This window comes from Variovorax sp. RTB1 (assembly GCF_035018765.1).
Classification (GTDB): Bacteria; Pseudomonadota; Gammaproteobacteria; order Burkholderiales; family Burkholderiaceae_C; genus Variovorax.
Window position 1 is genome coordinate 1 of record NZ_JASJXG010000020.1, and the last position, 18,971, is coordinate 18,971.

General features: G+C 63.2%; 17 protein-coding genes and 1 tRNA gene. 9 read left to right on the plus strand and 9 right to left on the minus strand.

The annotated features are described in order from the left end of the window. Positions 1–247: 247 nt before the first annotated feature. Complete coding sequence (locus QN397_RS14020; protein ID WP_323498415.1) at positions 248–502, minus strand: helix-turn-helix transcriptional regulator; 255 nt, start codon at positions 500–502, stop codon at positions 248–250. 192 nt (positions 503–694) lie between these two features. Between QN397_RS14020 and QN397_RS14025 the strand changes: the two genes are divergently transcribed. After that, a tRNA-Arg gene (locus QN397_RS14025) sits at positions 695–771 on the plus strand. Between the two features lie 515 nt (positions 772–1,286). Here the strand turns inward: QN397_RS14025 and QN397_RS14030 are convergent. Then, positions 1,287–1,682 carry an FHA domain-containing protein gene (locus QN397_RS14030; protein WP_323498416.1) on the minus strand — a complete coding sequence of 132 codons (396 nt, stop codon included), beginning with the start codon at positions 1,680–1,682 and terminating at the stop codon, positions 1,287–1,289. Positions 1,683–1,803: 121 nt separating this feature from the next. On the opposite strand from QN397_RS14030, the gene QN397_RS14035 reads away from it, so the two are divergent. Next, positions 1,804–2,031 carry a hypothetical protein gene (locus QN397_RS14035; protein WP_323498417.1) on the plus strand — a complete coding sequence of 76 codons (228 nt, stop codon included), beginning with the start codon at positions 1,804–1,806 and terminating at the stop codon, positions 2,029–2,031. Between the two features lie 319 nt (positions 2,032–2,350). Beyond that, on the plus strand, positions 2,351–3,043 hold the full coding sequence (locus QN397_RS14040; RefSeq protein WP_323498475.1) for a nitroreductase: 693 nt from the start codon (positions 2,351–2,353) through the stop codon (positions 3,041–3,043). A gap of 33 nt (positions 3,044–3,076) precedes the next feature. On the opposite strand, the gene QN397_RS14045 is transcribed toward QN397_RS14040, so the two are convergent. Further along, entirely contained in the window at positions 3,077–3,898 is an 822-nt protein-coding gene (locus QN397_RS14045; RefSeq protein WP_323498418.1) for a crotonase/enoyl-CoA hydratase family protein, read from the minus strand. A 97-nt stretch (positions 3,899–3,995) separates the two neighbouring features. Here QN397_RS14045 and QN397_RS14050 point away from each other — a divergent pair, with 97 nt between their 5' ends. Continuing rightward, positions 3,996–5,852, plus strand: a complete 1,857-nt coding sequence (locus QN397_RS14050; RefSeq protein ID WP_323501192.1) for a PhoX family phosphatase — start codon at positions 3,996–3,998, stop codon at positions 5,850–5,852. Between the two features lie 83 nt (positions 5,853–5,935). Here QN397_RS14050 and QN397_RS14055 read toward each other — a convergent pair whose 3' ends face one another. Together QN397_RS14055 and QN397_RS14060 are read right to left on the minus strand one after the other, a co-directional pair. Next, positions 5,936–6,103, minus strand: a complete 168-nt coding sequence (locus QN397_RS14055) for a hypothetical protein (RefSeq protein ID WP_323498420.1) — start codon at positions 6,101–6,103, stop codon at positions 5,936–5,938. A gap of 255 nt (positions 6,104–6,358) precedes the next feature. Then, entirely contained in the window at positions 6,359–7,054 is a 696-nt protein-coding gene (locus tag QN397_RS14060) for a Bax inhibitor-1/YccA family protein (protein ID WP_323498421.1), read from the minus strand. Positions 7,055–7,217: 163 nt separating this feature from the next. Here QN397_RS14060 and nhaR point away from each other — a divergent pair, with 163 nt between their 5' ends. The 3 genes from nhaR (at position 7,218) to QN397_RS14075 (ending at position 10,700) form a co-directional block, all read left to right on the plus strand. Continuing rightward, on the plus strand, positions 7,218–8,114 hold the full coding sequence (gene nhaR / locus QN397_RS14065; RefSeq protein ID WP_187051662.1) for a transcriptional activator NhaR: 897 nt from the start codon (positions 7,218–7,220) through the stop codon (positions 8,112–8,114). Between the two features lie 57 nt (positions 8,115–8,171). Further along, positions 8,172–9,593 carry a dihydropyrimidinase gene (gene hydA / locus QN397_RS14070; protein ID WP_323498422.1) on the plus strand — a complete coding sequence of 474 codons (1,422 nt, stop codon included), beginning with the start codon at positions 8,172–8,174 and terminating at the stop codon, positions 9,591–9,593. A 114-nt stretch (positions 9,594–9,707) separates the two neighbouring features. Further along, positions 9,708–10,700, plus strand: a complete 993-nt coding sequence (locus QN397_RS14075) for a LysR family transcriptional regulator (RefSeq protein ID WP_323501193.1) — start codon at positions 9,708–9,710, stop codon at positions 10,698–10,700. A 34-nt stretch (positions 10,701–10,734) separates the two neighbouring features. Here QN397_RS14075 and QN397_RS14080 read toward each other — a convergent pair whose 3' ends face one another. After that, complete coding sequence (locus QN397_RS14080) at positions 10,735–11,730, minus strand: hypothetical protein (protein ID WP_323501194.1); 996 nt, start codon at positions 11,728–11,730, stop codon at positions 10,735–10,737. 97 nt (positions 11,731–11,827) lie between these two features. Here QN397_RS14080 and QN397_RS14085 point away from each other — a divergent pair, with 97 nt between their 5' ends. After that, entirely contained in the window at positions 11,828–12,544 is a 717-nt protein-coding gene (locus tag QN397_RS14085; RefSeq protein WP_323501195.1) for a cold shock and DUF1294 domain-containing protein, read from the plus strand. A gap of 35 nt (positions 12,545–12,579) precedes the next feature. Here the strand turns inward: QN397_RS14085 and QN397_RS14090 are convergent, their stop codons facing one another. Further along, positions 12,580–14,952, minus strand: a complete 2,373-nt coding sequence (locus QN397_RS14090; RefSeq protein ID WP_323501196.1) for a YgiQ family radical SAM protein — start codon at positions 14,950–14,952, stop codon at positions 12,580–12,582. 224 nt (positions 14,953–15,176) lie between these two features. Between QN397_RS14090 and QN397_RS14095 the strand changes: the two genes are divergently transcribed. After that, on the plus strand, positions 15,177–16,160 hold the full coding sequence (locus QN397_RS14095; RefSeq protein ID WP_323501197.1) for a bifunctional helix-turn-helix transcriptional regulator/GNAT family N-acetyltransferase: 984 nt from the start codon (positions 15,177–15,179) through the stop codon (positions 16,158–16,160). On the opposite strand, the gene QN397_RS14100 is transcribed toward QN397_RS14095, so the two are convergent. Beyond that, the gene (locus tag QN397_RS14100) at positions 16,127–17,314 is read right to left on the minus strand and encodes an amidase (RefSeq protein WP_323501198.1); all 1,188 of its coding nucleotides are present in this window, start codon (positions 17,312–17,314) and stop codon (positions 16,127–16,129) included. The genes QN397_RS14095 and QN397_RS14100 overlap by 34 nt on opposite strands. A 5-nt stretch (positions 17,315–17,319) precedes the next feature. Beyond that, positions 17,320–18,930 carry an ABC transporter substrate-binding protein gene (locus tag QN397_RS14105; protein WP_323501199.1) on the minus strand — a complete coding sequence of 537 codons (1,611 nt, stop codon included), beginning with the start codon at positions 18,928–18,930 and terminating at the stop codon, positions 17,320–17,322. Positions 18,931–18,971 lie beyond the last annotated feature (41 nt).

Here is an 18,971-nt window from a genome sequence, read left to right on the forward strand (position 1 = left end):
AAGAACTTGGCAATTAGCCTTCAAACGCCCACGCTTATCGGCTGTAAATTTTTAACGAACTGTTTACTCAACATCTTTTGCCGAGTAACTCGCTTCGCTGTGATCAGCGCAGCCTTAGATTATGCCATCGTTTTTTCATACTGGTCAACCATGGAGTGAAAAAAGATTTCGGTATCCATCGTTGCCCACCGTGCCCCCAGGTCAGTGCCCCTTACCTGTCGACCAAGCGACTGGTAGGGAGGGGTGATCAGGAGGCAGGCCGATTCACCTCTATCGACATACCGTACAACGCCAGCATGCCGAGCGCGTGCCCAATCGCGACGCCCGGCTGACCCGATTCAATCCGTGCGATGGTCTGCACATGCACACCCAAACGAGCCGCGGCCACTGCCTGCGCCTCGCCAGACCTGATGCGTCCCTCCTTCGCTGCAACCCCTATGTTCTTTATCGCCATGAGAGCGTCGTCGCTTATATCAACCGAGATTCGCTTGCCTTGAGCCATCGCCGCATTGTCCCAGCATGCCGCAACCGTGCACTGAGAGGCAGTCGACGCGAAGCTCGCGTTCGCAAACCATGCTTTCTCTCGCGATGAGCCCTCTGACAACTGTCCGCTGGCGCGCGCTCGTCGGATGGCTATGGCCACATCACTGACCGGCCGATTTGGTGGAAGCTGCGCGGCATAATCGCGTCGCAGCTGTCCGTAGCTCAGTTGGATAGAGCACCGACCTTCTAAGTCGGTTGTCGCAGGTTCGATCCCTGCCGGGCAGGCCATGCGGCACAGCGAGCAGCCGCTCCTGTTGTTGCCGTCACGGCTCACGACCAGAGAGCGACACCCTAGCGCGCTCACACTGCACGCACGCAACGTGGCAGTCCAACCGTCTCGCGGCCGCAAACGAATACCTTCGCTATATTTTTTGCAGAGCCGAGCGCTGCCTACCGTGTTCGAAGGCTCCTCTCAGGAATCTCATGAAACATGCGAATCATCGACAGCCGTTTGATCAAATCATGAATTTCCAGAACTACGTTTCGCCGATCGTTCGCGTCATACCCGGGCAGTACGCGGGCTTGCCGTCGCAGTTCGAAGGCCCGACCCGCGTCGCACAACCTGGCTCGCATCGAGCCGATCAAACGCACTGTGAGAGTCTTGCCCCGTTTGGCCTGCGGAGATCGATCTTCATAGGAACCCCCTCAAGTCTTTTTCGGCACAGCCGATATAGATAGTGGTTTCTCCATGGATCTCCTAACCAAAGATCTTTGAGCCCGCGATGAGCGGGCTCTTTTTTTGGTCAACGCCGAAGCGACTCGGTCCGGCCAGTCGGGTCATGGCGTCGCGACGCCAGCGCGCTGTGCATCGAGGCGAGGTCAAGCGTTACGGTGGCGGACTCGCGGGCCCCGACGGGCTCCAGGAAGCGCAACCTGTAGTCACCAATCACCACCGTGTCGCCATGCTCGAGTCGGTAGCAGACCACTCGCTCGTCATTGACGAAGGTGCCATTGCTGCTGCCCAAGTCGCGCACCCACACTGAACTCCCCTCTTTGATCAGCACTGCGTGACGACGGCTCACACGGTTCGAGTCGATGACAACGACGTTGTCGGCATCGCGGCCCAATGTTGTTTTACCGGCGCGCAGCGATACCTGCTTGATGAGGCCGCGGTCGGACATGACGATCATTCGGGGCATGAAGACTCCTCAGGTTTTAATGCTTTGAAATGTAGGCGGCGATTCATCGAGTCAAACGACGAATAAGGCCCGATATTCACACCCAATTGCAATGAACCCAACTCCTCTTCTTTTCCGAAGCATGCATACCCAGCCGCTGCTGAAGTCGTGCCTTCTGTTGACCGCGCTTATCGCAGGCTGCAGCGTGCCCGTCACAGGCGTCATCCGGCTCTACGACGGGTTGCTGAAGGCGCCAACTCAGCAAGAAGCCGAAGCCTTCTGCGCCAAAGACGGTGCGCCGTTTCGTTTGGTCAAGCCCGAAGACGCAGCGCTGGACGCGCATCAGGGCGCGCTGTTTCGCTGCGACTGAGCAGCCGATCTGTCGGCCACGCGTCAGTCGATACCGACCCGCAACAACGCATATTTCTACCCCCGCACCTTCACCAAACAGCAGCATGTAAATTCTCAAATCGGAAGGAGCAACCATGCCGAAGGGTGACAAGTCGTCGCATGCGAACAAGCAAAGGCGCCAAGCTGAACAGATCGAACAGGGCTAGGAAGATCGTAGTGAGCGAAACGCGCAGAAGCATTGATGGCAAAGATGGTCTGCAGTGAACGTCCGGCCGCCCGCTCTGGTTGAATGCACGAGCGCGGCAAAGGCCCGCTCCACGTTCGACCCCGGAACCCGTATGCAAGTACAAGAAGCAGTCACCAGCCGCCGATCCATTCGCGCTTTTCTTCCCACCCCGGTGGCAGGCGAAGTCATTCGACGCGTAATCGAAATGGCGGCACGATCGCCTTCCGGCGGAAATATCCAGCCGTGGCATATCGACATTCTGGCCGGCGAGCCGCTGGCCGAACTCAAAGCGACGATGCAGCGACGGCTGCTGGCGGAACATACGCAGACAGAACGGGTGTCCGACGCTGAAGCCCCGGCCTACGAGGTCTATCCGAAGTCGCTGCCTTCACCGTGGCGTGAAAGGCGCTTCGGCATAGGCGAAGCAATGTACGCCCGCCTGGGCATTCCGCGCGATGACAAGCCGGCGCGGCTGCGCTGGTTCGCCAACAACTTCGCTTTCTTTGGTGCGCCGATGGCGCTCTTTTGCTCGGTCGATCGTTTGATGGGACCACCGCAGTGGTCGGATCTGGGGATGTACCTGCAGACCGTGATGCTGCTTCTGCGAGAAGAAGGGCTCGATAGCTGCGCGCAGGAAGCCTGGTCGCTCTATCCGAAAACCGTGGGGCGCGCTTTGAACCTACCCGCTGAGCGCATGCTATTCGCCGGTATGGCGATCGGTTGGCGGGACTCGGCGCACCCTGTCAACGAGTTGGTAGCCGACCGCGCACCGCTGGACGAGTGGGCGCGATTCATCGGCGTGTGATGCTGGCAAGGTCCCACCTGAAGTCCTAGTAGCCTAGATGCGTATGAACGTCGGCGCCCGTCGCTCGATATTGGCCCGCACGGCTTCGCTCTGGTTCGCACTGCCGATCAGCGCCTTCTGCTCGACCGATTCGGCGAGCAGCATCTCGGCCGCGCTGTGGCTCAGTGACGCATTCAGCAGCCGCTTACCGGCGCGGATCGCATGCGGACTTTTGGCGGCGATGTCGTGGGCCATTTGCAGTGCATCGGCCAAAGGCTCCGCCGATAGACGCGTTGCAAAGCCGATTTTCAGCGCCTCTTCGCCGCTGAAAATACGGCCGGTGAACGTGAGCTCGCGCACCACGTCGGTCCGCGCCAGTTCGCGCATGAGCACCATGCCGGCCATGTCGGGCACCAGGCCCCATTTGATTTCCATGACCGACATCTTCGTGTCGGGTGCGACGATGCGGATGTCGGCGCCCAGTGCCACCTGCAGTCCACCGCCGAAAGCAACGCCGTGTACCGCAGCGATGACAGGTACCGGCACATCGCGCCAGGTCATCGCCACCTGCTGCGCCGCATTCGAGAGCCCATGCGTGCGCACCAGCAGATCGGCACCAGCGGCGCCCTCACCTAGCACGTTGACGCTGCCCTGGTCCATGCGCTCGAACGACTGCATGTCGAGCCCGGCACAAAAGGCCTTGCCGCGGCCGGAGATCACGACCGCGCGCGCCTCGGTGTCCTTGCGCAACCGTTCGCCAGCGTCGATGAGCGCGTCAAACATCGCGGAATCGAGCGCGTTCATCTTGTCGGCGCGGGCCAGTTGAAGTTCGACCACGCCATCTGGGTGGCGGGTCCATTCGATGCGTTCGCTCATCACTGTCTCCTTCTTTTGCGGTTGTGACTTTGCCTCAGAGTATCGCGCCGCAGCATTCGTCGGCACGCCCGACCTTGCTCGGCGATGATGTCGGTCCATGACTTTCGACCGCCGCCAATTCCTCCAGTCCGGCGCTGCCGCCGTTGTCGCCCTTCTCGGGCAAGGCTGCGCCCTCTCCGGCACGGCTTCTTCATCCGTGCTCGGCTTCACCTCCGTGCCCGCCACGTTGCACGATGCCGTCACCGTCCCGCCCGGCTACGTCGCGCAGGTCCTCTACCCGTGGGGCTCGCCCACCGGCGTTGCCGGCGCCATGCCCGCCTTTGCAAGAGATGCATCGAACAGCGCCGCTGAACAGGCCGTGCAGGCTGGCATGCATCACGACGGCATGCACTTCTTTCCGCTGGGTTCCAGTGGCGACCGCGGCTTGCTGGTGATGAACCACGAGTACACCGACGAACAGTTGCTGCACACCGACGGCGTCACCCGGTGGACCGCGGAAAAAGTGCGCAAGTCGCTGCATGCGATGGGCGTGTCGGTGATCGAGATCGAGCGGCTCCCTGAAGGCTGGCGCCAGGTCCTTCCCTCGCCCTACGCCCGCCGTGTGCACGGCAATACTGCCATGCGCATTGCCGGCCCGGCAGCAGGTTCACCACGGTTGCGCACGGCCGCCAACCCGACCGGCGACCAGGTGTTCGGAACCTTCGCAAACTGCGCGATGGGCGTCACGCCGTGGGGCACCTACCTCACCTGCGAGGAAAACTTCCACGGCTATTTCGGCGGCCCCAAGGAAGCAGCGGCACGCATCGACGCGGCACAGCAGCGTTACGGCATCGTCCCCGGATCGCAGTGGGCCGAGTACTGGCGCTTCGACGAGCGCTTCGACATCACGAAGCATCCAAACGAATCGAACCGCTTCGGGTGGGTCGTGGAGATCGATCCGTTCGACCCGACCGCGGCACCCGTCAAGCGCACTGCGCTCGGCCGCAAGCGGCAAGAGAGCGCGACCTGCACGACAACCAAAGACGGCCGCGTGGCCGTGTACATGGGCGACGACTCACGCTTCGAATACATCTACAAGTTCGTGAGCCGCGAGAAGATCCGGCAAGGCACCGACGCTGCATCGCGCGCAGCCAACCGCACGCTGCTGGACGACGGCACGCTGTACGTGGCGCGCTATGACGAAGGCGGTCGCGGCCGATGGCTGGAACTTGCGCACGGCAAGAACGGAATCGACGCCGCCGCAGGCTTCGCATCGCCTGCCGACGTGTTGGTGCATGCGCGGCTCGCCGGCGACGTGGTCGGAGGCACGAAGATGGACCGACCCGAATGGATCGCGGTGCATCCGCAATCCGGCGAGGTCTACGTCACCTTGACCAACAACAGCCAGCGCGGCACGCCGGGCCGTCCGCCGGTCGACGCTGCCAACCCGCGCGCAGTCAATATCTTTGGCGGCATCCTGCGCTGGCGCGAAGATGGCAATGACGCTGGCGCGACGTCGTTCGACTGGGACCACTTCGCACTGGCCGGCGACCCCGCCCTGCACGATGCCGAAACGCGGTACCCGAGCAAAGAAGCCGATGCCTTCGGCTCGCCCGACGGCCTGCACTTCGACAGTGGCGGCCTGCTGTGGATCCAGACCGAAATCAGTGGGCAGGACATCGGCAAGGGCGCGATGACCGCGCTCGGAAACAACCAGATGCTGTGCGCTGACGTCGCGACCGGCCGCATCAAGCGATTTTTAGTCGGGCCAAACGGCTGCGAGATCACTGGCTGTACATCGACGCCCGACCGGCGCACGCTGTTCGTGAACATCCAGCATCCGGGCGAGCGGCGCGACGACGGCACGGGCGAACCCAGCAGCGCGTGGCCCGATGGCACGGTGCCGGGAACTGTTCGGCCGCGATCTGCAACCGTGGTGGTGCAGCGCGTCGACGGCGGCTTCGTGGGAACGTAGTCGGCGCAAAGCGCTGCTGCCTGCACCGGACGTGGCAGGTGTCAGGCCTTGCGAACCATGGACAGCACCGACCCGGCGTCGAGCTACCTGGCCTTGTCGCGCATCTCCGGCAAGTAACGCGTCTGCAGGCCCTGCGCCTCCTGCACGACGTCGGCGTACGCGTCTTTGAGCAGCTGCGTCGACAGCGTGCGGCCGCCGGCGTAATAGCGCTTGGCAACATGGCCGAGCGCATAGGTCGTCGCGAAGCTCATGCCCGAGCTGACCGCCTGATTCGCAGTACCGCTCCAGTGCTTGACGTGGCGGCGGCAGTGGCGGCGATCGGTGCCGAGGCCAGTTCGTCCGCTTGCTGAGTGAATTCGGCCACCGCGCGAGCCTCCAGGCCGAGAGAGCTCGCCAGGTCGGCGAGAAAAAAGCCGCTCGGCGTTGGACTGCGCACCATCGGCATCGCACACGCACACCACCATTGCATAAGTTCTTGCGACGTGATGTTCATTCGTCTCTTCCCCTTATTCTTCCTTGCCGCCACCAATGCCGAGCAGTGCCAACACCGAGGAGAACACGTTATAGAGGCTCAGGTAGACGCCCAGCGTGGCGGTGATGTAGTTGGTTTCGATACCGTCCTTCACGCGCTTCAGGTCGTGCAGGATGAATGCCGAGAAGATGCCGATCGCCAGCACCGACAGCGTGATCATCAACGCGCTCGACTGGATGAAGAAGTTGGCGATGCCCGCGACCAGCAACATGATCACGCCGATGAAGAGCCACTTGCCCATCGAAGACAGGTCACGCTTGATGACCGACGACAGCGTCGCCATGCCGAAGAAGATTGCACCCGTGCCGGCGAAGGCCGTCATGACCAGGCCTGCGCCGTTTGCGAGGCCGAGCACCGTGCCCACCAGCCGCGCCAGCATCAGGCCCATGAAGAAGGTAAACCCGAGCAGTACCGGCACGCCGGCCGCCGAGTTCTTGGTCTTTTCGATCGCGAACATGAAGCCGAACGCGCCGACCAGAAAGACGACCAGGCCGATGCCCGGCGACATCGCGCGCGCAATGCCGGTTTCGATGCCAACCCATGCGCCCAGCACCGTCGGCACCATCGATAGCGCCAGCAGCCAGTAAGTGTTGCGCAGAACCTGATTGCGTTGATTGGTCGTCGACATTCCCGCTTGCGGGGCACCGAAGACTTGAATGTTTTCGTTCATGATTTTTCCTTGGTGGTTGAACAACGCGCTCTCGATAAAGATCGCGCGATGCAGCCACTCTAGGCGCGCGAAGCATTCGGGAAAAGTCGAATTTTTGACACGATCGTTTCGCTTTTTGCTTAACATGACCGATTGATTGCCCACTTCAAAATCGCCTCGCGTCATGAACTTCAAGCATCTCCACTACTTTTGGGCCGCGGCCAAGGCGGGCGGCATCGTGCGCGCCAGCGAGCAGCTGCACATCACGCCGCAAACGCTGTCGGGCCAAATCAAGCTGCTTGAAGAGCGGCTGGGCTGCCATCTGTTTCAAAAGAGCGGGCGCGGCGTCGAACTTACGCCTGAGGGGCACACCGCCCTGAGCTATGCCGACCAGATTTTTTCGCTCGGCGCCGAGCTGGAAAGCGCACTCGGCAATCGCGGCGAGAGCGGCCGGACGCTCAACTTCCGCGTAGGCATTGCCGATGCCGTACCCAAGTCGATCGCCTACCGCTTGCTGGAGCCGGCGCTCGCCATTCCGGAGCAGGTCCGCCTCATCTGCCACGAAGGCAACTTCCGCGATTTGCTCGGTCAGCTGTCGGTGCAGCGCCTCGACCTGGTAATTGCCGACGAAGCCATGGGCAAGCAAACAAGCGTCAAAGCTTTCAACCACACGCTGGGCACCACGGCGATGAGTTTCTTCGCATCGGGCGACCTCAAACGATCTCTCAAAGGAAAGTTTCCGCAGTGCATGGACGGTGCACCGATGCTGATCCAGGGCGCCTCGTCGGCGGTGCGGCAACGGCTGGACTTATGGCTGGCAGAGCACGGCTTGCGACCACGCCTCATCGGCGAGTTCGACGACGCGGCGCTGCTCAAAGCCTTCGGCGGCGAAGGCCGCGGCGTCTTCATGACACCGACCGTGCTCGAAGACGAAACCTGTGCACAGTACGGCGTCGAAGTGATCGGTCGCGCCGCGGAGCTGATCGAAGAGTTCTTTGCCATCTCGGTCGAGCGGCGCATCACGCATCCGTGTGTGGTGGCGATCACCAAGGCGGCACGGGTGAAGTTCTCGCGGAATTGAATACATGAAGGCTGAACAAGGTTCGCGCACGATCCTTGCAAGATGTCGAGCCTGATGATGATGAAAACCAAATTCGACCTTGTCGTGCGCAACGCGCGCGTCGTGACCGCCGCAGACACCTTCGACTGCGACATCGGCATTCATGCCGGACGCATCGTTCAACTGGGCGCCGACCTTGGACCTGCCGCGCGCGAGATCGACGCGGCAGGCCGCACTGTGACGCCCGGCGGTGTCGATGCGCACTGCCATCTCGACCAACCGATGCCGCCGCCGATGCGCAATGCCGACGGCTTCGATTCAGGCACACGCTCCGCGGCTTGCGGCGGCACCACCACCGTCATTCCGTTCGCAGCGCAGCACAAGGGTCAATCGCTGCGCGCCGCTGTAGAAGACTATCGGGCACGCGCGGCAGGCAAGGCACACATCGACTATGCCTTCCACCTGATCGTCAGCGATCCGACGCCGACGGTGCTGAAAGAAGAGTTGCCCGAACTCATCCGCGAAGGCTTCACCTCGTTCAAGATCTACATGACCTACGACGACATGAAGCTCGACGACGGCCAGATCCTCGATGTGCTCGATGTTGCGCGCCAGCAGGGTGCGATGGCAATGATTCATGCCGAAAACGCCGACTGTATCGAATGGCTGACCAAGCGACTCGAAGCCGCCGGCCGCACGGCACCGCGCTTCCATGCGCACTCGCGACCCATGCTGGTTGAGCGCGAGGCCACGCACCGCGCCATCGCACTGGCCGAGCTGGTCGACGTGCCGATCCTCATCGTGCATGTATCGGGGCGCGAAGCGGTGGAGCAGATTCGCTGGGCGCGTGCGCATGGGCTCAACGTGTTCGCCGAGACCTGTCCGCAGTACCTGTTCCTCACTGCCGAAGACCTTGGTATCGACGACAGCTACAAGGGTGCGAAGTGCGTCTGCAGCCCGCCGCCGCGCGACAAGGCCAACCAGCAGGTGATCTGGGACGGGCTGAACGATGGGCTCTTCACGGTGTTTTCTTCGGACCATGCGCCCTTCAAGTACGACGCGCCGGAAGGCAAGAAGCCGAACGGCGAAGAGGTCGCGTTCCGCCACATCCCCAATGGCATTCCGGGGCTGGAAACACGCATGGCGCTGCTGTGGTCCGAAGGGGTTTTGGCCGGCCGCATGACCGCAAATCGTTTCGTCGAACTCACCGCAACCGGGCCGGCCAAGGCCTACGGCCTGCACCCACGCAAAGGCACGATAGCCATCGGCGCCGATGCCGATCTGGTGATCTGGGACGAGCGCGAGTTCACGCTGACTAACGCCCAACTGCATCATGAAGTCGACTACACGCCCTACGAAGGCATGCGCCTGAAGGCATGGCCCGGCATGACATTAAGCCGTGGCGAAGTGGTGTGGGACGGCACCGAATTTCATCCGCGGCCGGGTCGTGGCGAGTTGTTGGTTTGCGGTGAGCCGACCTTGATGCCGAGGAGGCGGTAGAGGAGCAATCAGATTCGTACGACTAAAGGCCTGCATTCGGCGCCGTTCGGCGCGGTGGCACGCCAATCGCTAAGGGAGAGGGCACGGCACCAAAGTCGTGCGCTCAACCTAAACATGTCACGACCCGACGACCCCTTCGATACCGCTCTGTTGCGCGTCTTCAGCATCCTGATGACGGAGCGCAGCATCTCGCGCACTGCCACGCGGCTCAACCAGTCTCAACCGGCTGTCAACGCCACGCTGAAGCGACTGCGGGAGATCTTCGGCGACCCCCTGCTCACGCGCGACCATGAACTGCTGGTGCCGACCGAGCGCGCACTGCAACTGGAGTCTTCTGTGCGGTTAGTGCTGGGCGAGCTCGATGCGTTGCTGGCGCCCGGCGATGCGTTCGACCCGGCTACCACGCGACAAACTTTCCGCATCGGCACCCCCGACTATCTGGCGCCACCGCTGATAGCCGCGGTGGTCAACTACTTGCGAACGACAGCCCCTGGCGCACGCCTCATCCTGCAGCCGCTCGGTGCCGAGTATGACTTCGACACCGCACTGGCCGAAGGCGAACTCGACGTCGTCATCGGCAACTGGCCGCAGCCGCCGGAGCACCTGCGCACCACCCTGTTGCTCGAAGACGAGATCGTCTGCCTGATCGACCGCGACCACCCGGCCGCGGGCGACTTCAGGCTGGCCGATTACCTGCAGGGCGCGCATGTGCTGCCGCTGCTTTACAGCACCACGCAACGCGGCGTGGTCGAGACGCATCTCACATCGCAAGGCATGACGCGCACGCCGACGGTGACCGTGCCCTACTTTGCAATGGCGCCACATCTGCTGCCCGGCACCGACTTGATCTTCACGACCAGCCGGCACTTCGCGCAGCACTTTGCGGCCATCCTGCCGCTGGTGGTGGTGCCCTCGCCCATCGTCTTTCCGCCGATGCGCTTCTATCAGCTGTGGCATGGGCGCACGCAGCACGCACCGGGTCAGATCTGGTTTCGGTCGCTGCTGTCGGCAGTGGTGCGCACCGCCAGCGCGACCCGGCATTTGCGGACATCGCCCCAGCCGCCTCTTCCGCCGCTTCCGGACCCGCAAGCAGCGGTTCGCGGCTGAGCGAGCCTGCGGGTTCGACTGCATGCCTCCATCGTCATCGGTCGCCGGTGCCCTGCCTGGACCTCGTCCGCTCCCGATCGTCTCGCTTCAGCGCGAGATAGGTCTCGATATCGACCTCGTGCAACTGGCGCGCATAGCGTTCAGCGCCGTTGTACCAGTGATGCAGCCGCCGCTCGAACTGCTGGCCCGGCGGCGCTGCGCGCTCGGCCAGATAAGCATCGAGCGTAAGGAAGTAGCGCATGGCGTTGCGCTCGACCAGGCCGCGCGTACCGCGAATGTATTCGGGCTCAGACCCTGAGCCTTGGCCGACGATCGTGAAGCCGACCTTGTCACTGCCGAAGGTCGCCAAATAGGCCTGCGTGGCCAGGCGCGCCATCATGTTGTGGTCGTAGCTGTAGCTGAAATGCACGAATGTCTTGTGCTCGTCGATGGCCACGGCCTCGAGCGAGACGCGATAGTTGCTGGTGCCCAGAGGCCCGCTCGGCGCCGACATATCGACCTCGAGATGGTCGGCCTCCGAATGAACGACGCGGTAGGCGAACGGCAGCTCGAAGGCGCTTTCGGGCGCCTGGTCGTAGGCACGCACCACGCTCAAGGTGAGCGTCCGGGCGCCGGCCGTGGCCCCGGTCGTTTCGCCGGTCGTCTTGCAGCGCCGATTGTTGATGTGCAGCAGCAGCAGCTCACACCAGTGCGACGCGCTTTTCAGCGTTGCGCTCACCTCGGTGATCGGGTGATCGACCACCGCGTAGACGTCGCCCTTCAGCCCGTCCGCTGTCTCCGCCGAGTCGAGCTGCAGCGGTCGACCGAAAGCGTTGTGCGCGAGCTTTTCGCCCATGCGCTGGTAGGTCGCGAGCAAGGGAGGGGACCCCGTCTGCGCGGCTTCAGTCGAGGTCGATGTCGAAGTTGAAGCCGAGGTCGAAGGCGGCACCCATTCGGTCGGCGCCGCCGCAAGGCAAACCGTCATGCCCGCCGCCGTGCCGACCGCACAAGCCGCGATCCAGGCGTTGCAAATGCGGCGCGACAGGCTCATGCCCCAACCATACAACGTCGGCCGGTTCGATGCTCGGCCACACCGGGGCTCGAACAAGGGAGAATTCCGGACCGCGTCCACCAGCGCCACAAATTCAATGAACCGACAAGGCATGCTCGTTCGATGGGAGAAAGACCGGCGCTTTGGCTTCATTCGATGCCCCGACATTTCTGCCGACGTCTTCGTGCACCTGCGCGATTTCCACGACCGCGGAGTGAACCCCGTGGTCGGCATGTCGTTGGTCTTCGAAGAGATTCACGTCGGCGGCAAGGGCCCTCGCGCCGTAGCGGTTAGAGCCGTCGGTGCGGCTGCCTTCCGCGCACACGAGGCGCACGACATGGCGCCAATGCATCCCGCTCGTCCGACCTCCCGTGCCCGCCCCGCTTCGCCTGCAACGCGCGGAAACCGTACCGGTAGCGGCCAGCGTCGCGGTGGCTCGGGATCGACTTCCTCTGCGCTGCCCGGCGCTGTGTTGATGGTCTGCTACGCGGCTTTGCTGGGCTTCGGCGTCTGGGCCGGACGCGTTCCACTCATCGCGGTCGGCGTGCTTGTGCTCATCAGCCTCTTCACATTTTTCGTTTACGGGTTCGACAAGAGTGCCGCGGAAAACGGACGATGGCGCACTGCCGAAAGCACGCTCCACCTGCTGGCATTGCTCGGCGGATGGCCGGGTGCCTGGTGTGCCCAGCGGCTGTTCCATCACAAATCCCGCAAGACGAGTTTCATGGTCGGGTACTGGACCACAGTGGTGGCCCATTTCGCCGCGGCAACCGCATGGATCGTCCGGCTGCCGGCCGGGTGGCCCGTGCTCTGAACACTGCGCGTGAGCGCAGGGTCTGACTGGGCCGGTCAGCGCGGCCGGCGAATGCCGCGCGCCGATCGCGGCGCCGGCGCGGAGCCGTTGTCGCGCGGCGGCAGGCCGGTGTGCTGCGTCAGCATGCGGCCGGGTGCCGGCTTGACGGCCAGCTTCACCGGTGCGGTGTTCTGTGTGCTCGTCGGCGCCGCGCTCGAATTTTTCTTGCGCGCACTGGTGTAGCTGCCGTCGGTCAATGGCTGCCAAGTCGGGATCAGGTGGTGCTTGCCATTGCCGATGAGGTCAGCGCGGCCCATCGACTTCAGCGCCTCGCGCAGCAGCGGCCAGTTGTTGGCATCGTGGTAGCGCAAGAAGGCCTTGTGCAGCCGGCGTCGCTTGTCGCCACGCACGATGTCGACCGTTTCACTGTCACGCGTGATCTTGCGCAGCGGGTTGCGGTTGCTGTGGTACATCGCGGTCGCAGTGGCCATCGGCGATGGATAGAAGGTCTGCACTTGGTCGGCCCTGAAGCCGTTCTTCTTCAGCCAGATCGCGAGGTTCATCATGTCCTCGTCGCTGGTGCCGGGGTGCGCTGCGATGAAGTACGGGATGAGGTATTGCTTCTTGCCCACCTCCGCCGAGAACTTCTCGAACATCTGCTTGAACTTGTCGTAGCTGCCGATGCCCGGCTTCATCATCTTGGTGAGCGGGCCCTGCTCGGTGTGCTCGGGCGCGATCTTCAGGTAGCCGCCGACGTGATGCTGCACCAGTTCCTTGACGTACTCCGGGCTCTGCACGGCCAGGTCGTAACGCAGGCCCGAACTGATCAGGATCTTCTTGATGCCGCGCAGCGAACGCGCGCGGCGGTAGATCTTGATGAGCGGATCGTGGTTGGTACCGAGGTTAGGGCAGATGCCGGGATACACGCAGCTCGGCTTGCGACACGCCTTCTCGATCTCGGGGCTCTTGCAGCCCAGCCGGTACATGTTGGCCGTAGGTCCGCCGAGGTCGGAGATCGTGCCGGTGAAGCCGGTGACCGAGTCGCGAATGGCCTCGACCTCCTTGATGATCGATTCTTCGGAACGGCTCTGGATGATGCGGCCCTCGTGCTCGGTGATCGAGCAGAAGGTGCAGCCGCCGAAGCAGCCACGCATGATGTTCACGCTGAAGCGAATCATTTCCCACGCGGGAATCTTTGTGGCGCCATCGTGGCTGCCGGCTGCGTCGGCGTAGTTCGGATGCGGGCTGCGCGCATACGGCAGGTCGAACACGTGGTCCATCTCCGCCGTGGTCAGCGGGATCGGCGGTGGGTTGATCCAGACATCGCGCGCCGTGGCGCCTTCACCGTGCGCCTGAACCAACGCACGGGCGTTGCCGGGGTTGGTTTCGAGATGCAGCACCCGATTGGCGTGGGCGTAGAGGATCGGATCGGCACGGACCTGCTCGTACGACGGCAGGCGAATCACCGAACGGTCGCGCGGTGGTACCTGGATCTTGACCCGCGCGACGAGCGCCGGGTTTGGCATGAATGTCAGCGGTTTGATGGCCGGGTTGGCTTCTGCCGCTTTATTGGCGGTTTTGGCCACGGCGTCGGCTTCGTCTTCGCGCGCGCACGTGGCCCCGTTCGCCTTCGCCTGGTCCGACACCATCAGATACGGATTGACATGCGCCTCGACGCGACCCGGCTCGTCGACGCTGGTCGAGTCGATCTCGAACCAGCCTTCAGGCGTCTCGCGACAAACGTAAGCGGTGCCACGCACGTCGGTGATGTCATGCACCGGCTCCCGTGCGGCAAGCCGATGCGCGATCTCGACGATGGCGCGTTCGGCGTTGCCGTACAGCAGCAAGTCGCACTTCGAGTCTGTGACGATCGAGCGGCGCACTTTGTCCGACCAGTAGTCGTAGTGGGCGATGCGTCGCAGGCTGCCTTCGATGCCGCCGAGGATGATCGGCACGTCGTTCCAGGCTTCCTTGCAGCGCTGCGAAAAGACGATGGCCGCGCGGTCGGGACGCTTCCCGCCGATGTCGCCGGGGGTATAGGCGTCGTCGCTCCGGATCTTGCGGTCGGCGGTGTACCGATTGATCATCGAATCCATGTTGCCCGACGTCACGCCGAAGAACAGGTTTGGTTTGCCGAGCGCCTTGAACGGCTCGGCGCTTTGCCAGTCGGGCTGCGCGATGATGCCGACCCGAAAGCCCTGCGCCTCCAGCATGCGCCCGATGACCGCCATGCCGAAGCTCGGGTGGTCGACGTACGCGTCGCCGGTGACCATCACGATGTCGCAACTGTCCCAGCCGAGCGCTTCCATCTCCTTGCGCGACGTCGGCAAGAACTTGGCCGTGCCGAAGCGGGCCGCCCAGTACTTGCGGTAGCTGGTCAGCGGCTTGGCGGCGCGAGCGAAAAAGGAGACGTCGACGGGGGCGTTCATCAGGGGCAAAAAAACTGGGGACCGGTGCGGCCGGCGATGCGGATAGAGAGAGGGTCGCAAACTGCTCGGCGAACGCCTCCGGGACTTGAGAGGGAGGCCTCAGGCAACCCACTATTGTAAGTCGGCACTCTCTTTTTGTCGCCCTTGGCAACCATAGTCCGGCATTCGGCGGGGCAATGCGCCCGCATCGCAACTACTTGCCTCAGTCAATCGATTTGTTGACAATGGCATGCATGTTCCAGACTTCGACCAGTGTGCCGACCGCCTCCGTCAAAGCCGTGCGACGCTTCAACCGCTTCTTCACCCGCCGCATCGGCGTGCTCGATCCCTATCTGGGCAGCGACCTGTCGCTCACCGATGTGAGGGTGCTCTACGAACTGGCGCACCGCGAAGCACCCGTCGCCAGCGAACTCGCGCGTGACCTAGGGCTGGACGGCGGCTATCTAAGCCGCATCTTGCGGCGCTTCGAACAGGCCGGCTGGCTCACACGCAGTGCCCACGCCAACGACGCGCGCCAAAGCGTGTTGACCATCACCGAAGCCGGCCGCACGGCTTTTGAACCCCTGCAGCAGAGGTCGCGCGACGAGGCGGCTGCGCTGCTGGCATCGCTCGATCCCGCACGCCAGCAGAAAGTGGTGACCGCCATGCAGCAGATCGAAGCCTTGCTGGAACCGCAGGCTGCCGATGCCATCAAGCCCCGCACTGCCCTGCTGCGCGACCCGATTCCCGGCGACATGGGCTGGGTCGTGCAACAGCACGGCGAGATCTACTGGCGCGAGTACGGCTGGAACAGCGAGTTCGAAGCGATGGTGGCCGACATCGCCGCGCAGTTCATCCGCAAGTTCGACCCGCAATGGGAGAAGTGCTGGATCGCCGAGCTCGAAGGCGAGCGCGTCGGCGCGATCTTCGTTGTCCGCAAATCGGCCACCACCGCTCAACTACGTATGCTGCTGCTCACGCCCGGCGCCCGCGGGCTCGGTCTGGGCGCTCGGCTCACCGACGAATGCATCGCCTTCGCGCGCGCCAAGGGCTACAGGAAGATCGTGCTGTGGACCAACAGCTGCCTCGTTGCCGCTCGCGGCATCTACGCCAGACGCGGCTTCGAGCTGGTCAAGTCCGCGCCGTATGAAGGCTTCGGACAAAAGCTGGTGGGTGAGACCTGGTCTTTGAAGCTTCAAGACGCCGGCTGGGCGATCCGCGACAGCTGACCCGCCAGCTTCAGCAACTGTCGATCGGCGCCGCGACTACCGATCAATGACAGGCCCACTGGAATCCCCTCGGCTGTCCTGCCCAGCGGCAGATTGACCTGTGGCAGGCCGGTCAGTCCCGCGATGCAAGTCAATTCAACGATGCGATCGCAGGCGCTGCTCATTTCCGTGAGGGTCGCGTCACGACGGACCGGCAGTTGCGGTGTGGTTGGCAGGCACAGGATTCGACCTCCACCAAGCAGTTCGTCGAGTCGAGCGCGGGCTGAGGCGCGCAGCTGGTGCGGCTCAGCAAGATCGCCTTCTGTCACCCTCGCCGCCAATGCCAGCGAGCGCCCGACTTCGAAAGAGAAAGTGGGATTCACGCGGTCGACCCAGGATGCGAAGGTTCTTCCGAACTCGAAAGACTGGAGCAGGCGCTGATTGCTGCACCAGGTCGCAAGGCCCTCGGGTGCGACCGCCACACTCGACACGCGCGGCACCGCGCCGCTCACCCTCTGCACCGCACCCGCCAGCGCCGCTCTGACGACGTCATCGACAAGCGCGAAGGCATCAGTCGCGATCAGCAGCTCTTCGATCGCAGCGTCGGCAGATGCTGGCAACAGCACGTCGCCAAGCGCCTCTAACCGAGCGGCATCGTCAGCGAAGAAACCCACCGTATCGAAGGTCGGCGACTGCGTCATCATCCCCTCGACCGGGATGGCGCCATGCGTAGGGCGCAAGCCGTAGACGCCGGTATACGACGAGGGCACGCGGACCGAACCGCCCGAATCGGTGCCCAGCGCCACGTCCACCAACCCGCCCGCAACGGCCGCGGCGGAGCCGCTTGACGATCCACCCGCAACGCGATCCACGGCACGCGGATTGACCGGTGTTCCGTAGAAGCGGTTGATTCCGAGCAGGCCGAGCGAGATCTCGTCGGTGACTGTTTTCCCGACCAGCGTCGCGCCGGCGGCCAGCAGACGCTCGACGCACCATGCCGAGCGTCGCGCAGGCGCATGCGTGCGCAGCCAGTCCGGATTGCCGCAACCCGTGACGTAGCCCTGCACGTCAAACAGGTCTTTCGCAGCGAAGCTCAGGCCCGCAAGAGGACCCTGCGTCGCACCCTGAACCACCACATCAGTGCCCGCGACGAACGCACCCAGTGCGTCATTCATGCGCGTCATTCCTTGGAGAGCTTGCGGAAGTCCGGATGTGTATGGAACCAGTACTCGAAACCCTTGACGTTCGGCTGCATCGCATAGTCGGCGAATCGCGTGTAGAGAGGTATGCGTGGCAGCTCGGTCATCACCGTTCCGACCATGGAAGTCAGGCTGTCTTTGTAGACCTTGTCGTCGGCGGTGAAGCGTGCGGTTTCGATCTGCGCGTCGAGTGCTGCATTGGTGTAGTTGGCCGTGTTGAACACCGCGTTGTTCTTGCCGTCGAAGTTCCAGAAGAAGAAGTACTCCGGATAGTCGAGCCAGCCGTAAAACTCGGCGATGACCATCGGCATAGACTTGCTCGCCATCTGCGCGAACCAGTTGGAGCCCGGCACCTTTTCGAGGGTGAGCTCGACGCCGATCTTCTTGAGCGACTCCTGGATCAGGATCGCGGTGGGCTCGCGCACCGTGGCTTCGCTCAGGTCATACGACAGCGTGGTCTTGAAGCCATTGGGCAGGCCCGCTTCGGCCAGCAGCGCCTTGGCCTTGGCCAGATCGGTGCCGTGGTTGATCGCCACCGGCCAGGCCGCGCCATAGGGCTTGGTGCTGTCCGCCATCAGCACACCTCGACCGTAGAGCGCCGAAGCCAAGATCTCCTTGTACGGAATCGCATACGAGATTGCCTCGCGCACCTTCGGGTTGTCGAAAGGCTTCATCTTGGTGTTCATGTCCACGAAGACGAGGTCGTTCTGCACCGGCACGCCGATCACCTTGACTTTGCCAATCTTGGCGAGGTCGGCATAGTCCTTTGGCGGCAAGCCAACGGAGATGTCGACATCACCCTTCTCGATCAGCGCGCGACGCGTGCCGGCCGACGCGATCTGGCGATAGATCACTTTCTTGAGCTTGGGGCTAGGGCCCGATTTCCACTCGTCGAATCGCACGAATACGGTCTGCTGTCCCGGTGTCCACGATTCGATCTTGTAGGCACCTCCGCCCGCATCGTTGCGCTGCACCCATTCGAGCGCCCACGGGTCGGCGGCCGTCGCATGCTTCTTGGCCAGCGTCGAGTTGATGATCACCGGCACCGGCACTGTGAGGTTGGGCATCACGAGCTTGTTGGGCTTGTCGAGCGTGATGCGAAACGTGTGGTCGTCGACGACCGAAAATTTGCCCGGATTATCGAAGGAGCTCGCCGCCATCTGCACCGCCGGGAAGCCGCCTGCCGCCACCGCGCGGTCGAACGACCACTTGACGTCCTTTGCCGTGACCGGCGTGCCATCGTGGAAGGTCGCGTTCTTGCGCAAGTAGAAGGTGTAGACCTTGTTGTCGGGGCTGATGTCCCAGCGCTCGGCGAGTTCGGGCGTCATAACCTTGGCGTCGTACGAGACGGTGCCGTCGGGCAGCTTCTTCTCACCGTGGCTCACTAGCCGGTCGTACACCTGCCACACCACCATGCGGCTGTGGTCGTTGGCCGTGGGCACCATGGTGTCGAGGCCGTTGGGCCCCTGTTCGGAGACGATCACCAGCGTGTCCTTCGGCGTCGCCGCCAGGACGGGCGCGGCAAGCGCCGCAGCAAGGGTCGCGGCAAAAGCAAGCAGCGCCGTGGCGCCGCGAATGCGTTGAGTGTTCATGAAGCTTCCTTGGAAGTTGAGGGACTGGGAGGGAAATCTGT

Coding starts and splice junctions, on each gene's coding strand:
- QN397_RS14050 (WP_323501192.1), top strand. CDS start 3,996: ATGACTTTCGACCGCCGCCAATTCCTCCAGTCCGGCGCTGCCGCCGTT.
- QN397_RS14105 (WP_323501199.1), bottom strand. CDS start 18,930: ATGAACACTCAACGCATTCGCGGCGCCACGGCGCTGCTTGCTTTTGCC.
- QN397_RS14100 (WP_323501198.1), bottom strand. CDS start 17,314: ATGAATGACGCACTGGGTGCGTTCGTCGCGGGCACTGATGTGGTGGTT.
- QN397_RS14030 (WP_323498416.1), bottom strand. CDS start 1,682: ATGCCCCGAATGATCGTCATGTCCGACCGCGGCCTCATCAAGCAGGTA.
- nhaR (WP_187051662.1), top strand. CDS start 7,218: ATGAACTTCAAGCATCTCCACTACTTTTGGGCCGCGGCCAAGGCGGGC.
- QN397_RS14040 (WP_323498475.1), top strand. CDS start 2,351: ATGCAAGTACAAGAAGCAGTCACCAGCCGCCGATCCATTCGCGCTTTT.
- QN397_RS14045 (WP_323498418.1), bottom strand. CDS start 3,898: ATGAGCGAACGCATCGAATGGACCCGCCACCCAGATGGCGTGGTCGAA.
- QN397_RS14075 (WP_323501193.1), top strand. CDS start 9,708: ATGTCACGACCCGACGACCCCTTCGATACCGCTCTGTTGCGCGTCTTC.
- QN397_RS14095 (WP_323501197.1), top strand. CDS start 15,177: ATGGCATGCATGTTCCAGACTTCGACCAGTGTGCCGACCGCCTCCGTC.
- hydA (WP_323498422.1), top strand. CDS start 8,172: ATGATGAAAACCAAATTCGACCTTGTCGTGCGCAACGCGCGCGTCGTG.
- QN397_RS14020 (WP_323498415.1), bottom strand. CDS start 502: ATGGCTCAAGGCAAGCGAATCTCGGTTGATATAAGCGACGACGCTCTC.
- QN397_RS14085 (WP_323501195.1), top strand. CDS start 11,828: ATGAACCGACAAGGCATGCTCGTTCGATGGGAGAAAGACCGGCGCTTT.
- QN397_RS14060 (WP_323498421.1), bottom strand. CDS start 7,054: ATGAACGAAAACATTCAAGTCTTCGGTGCCCCGCAAGCGGGAATGTCG.
- QN397_RS14035 (WP_323498417.1), top strand. CDS start 1,804: ATGCATACCCAGCCGCTGCTGAAGTCGTGCCTTCTGTTGACCGCGCTT.
- QN397_RS14090 (WP_323501196.1), bottom strand. CDS start 14,952: ATGAACGCCCCCGTCGACGTCTCCTTTTTCGCTCGCGCCGCCAAGCCG.
- QN397_RS14055 (WP_323498420.1), bottom strand. CDS start 6,103: ATGAGCTTCGCGACGACCTATGCGCTCGGCCATGTTGCCAAGCGCTAT.
- QN397_RS14080 (WP_323501194.1), bottom strand. CDS start 11,730: ATGAGCCTGTCGCGCCGCATTTGCAACGCCTGGATCGCGGCTTGTGCG.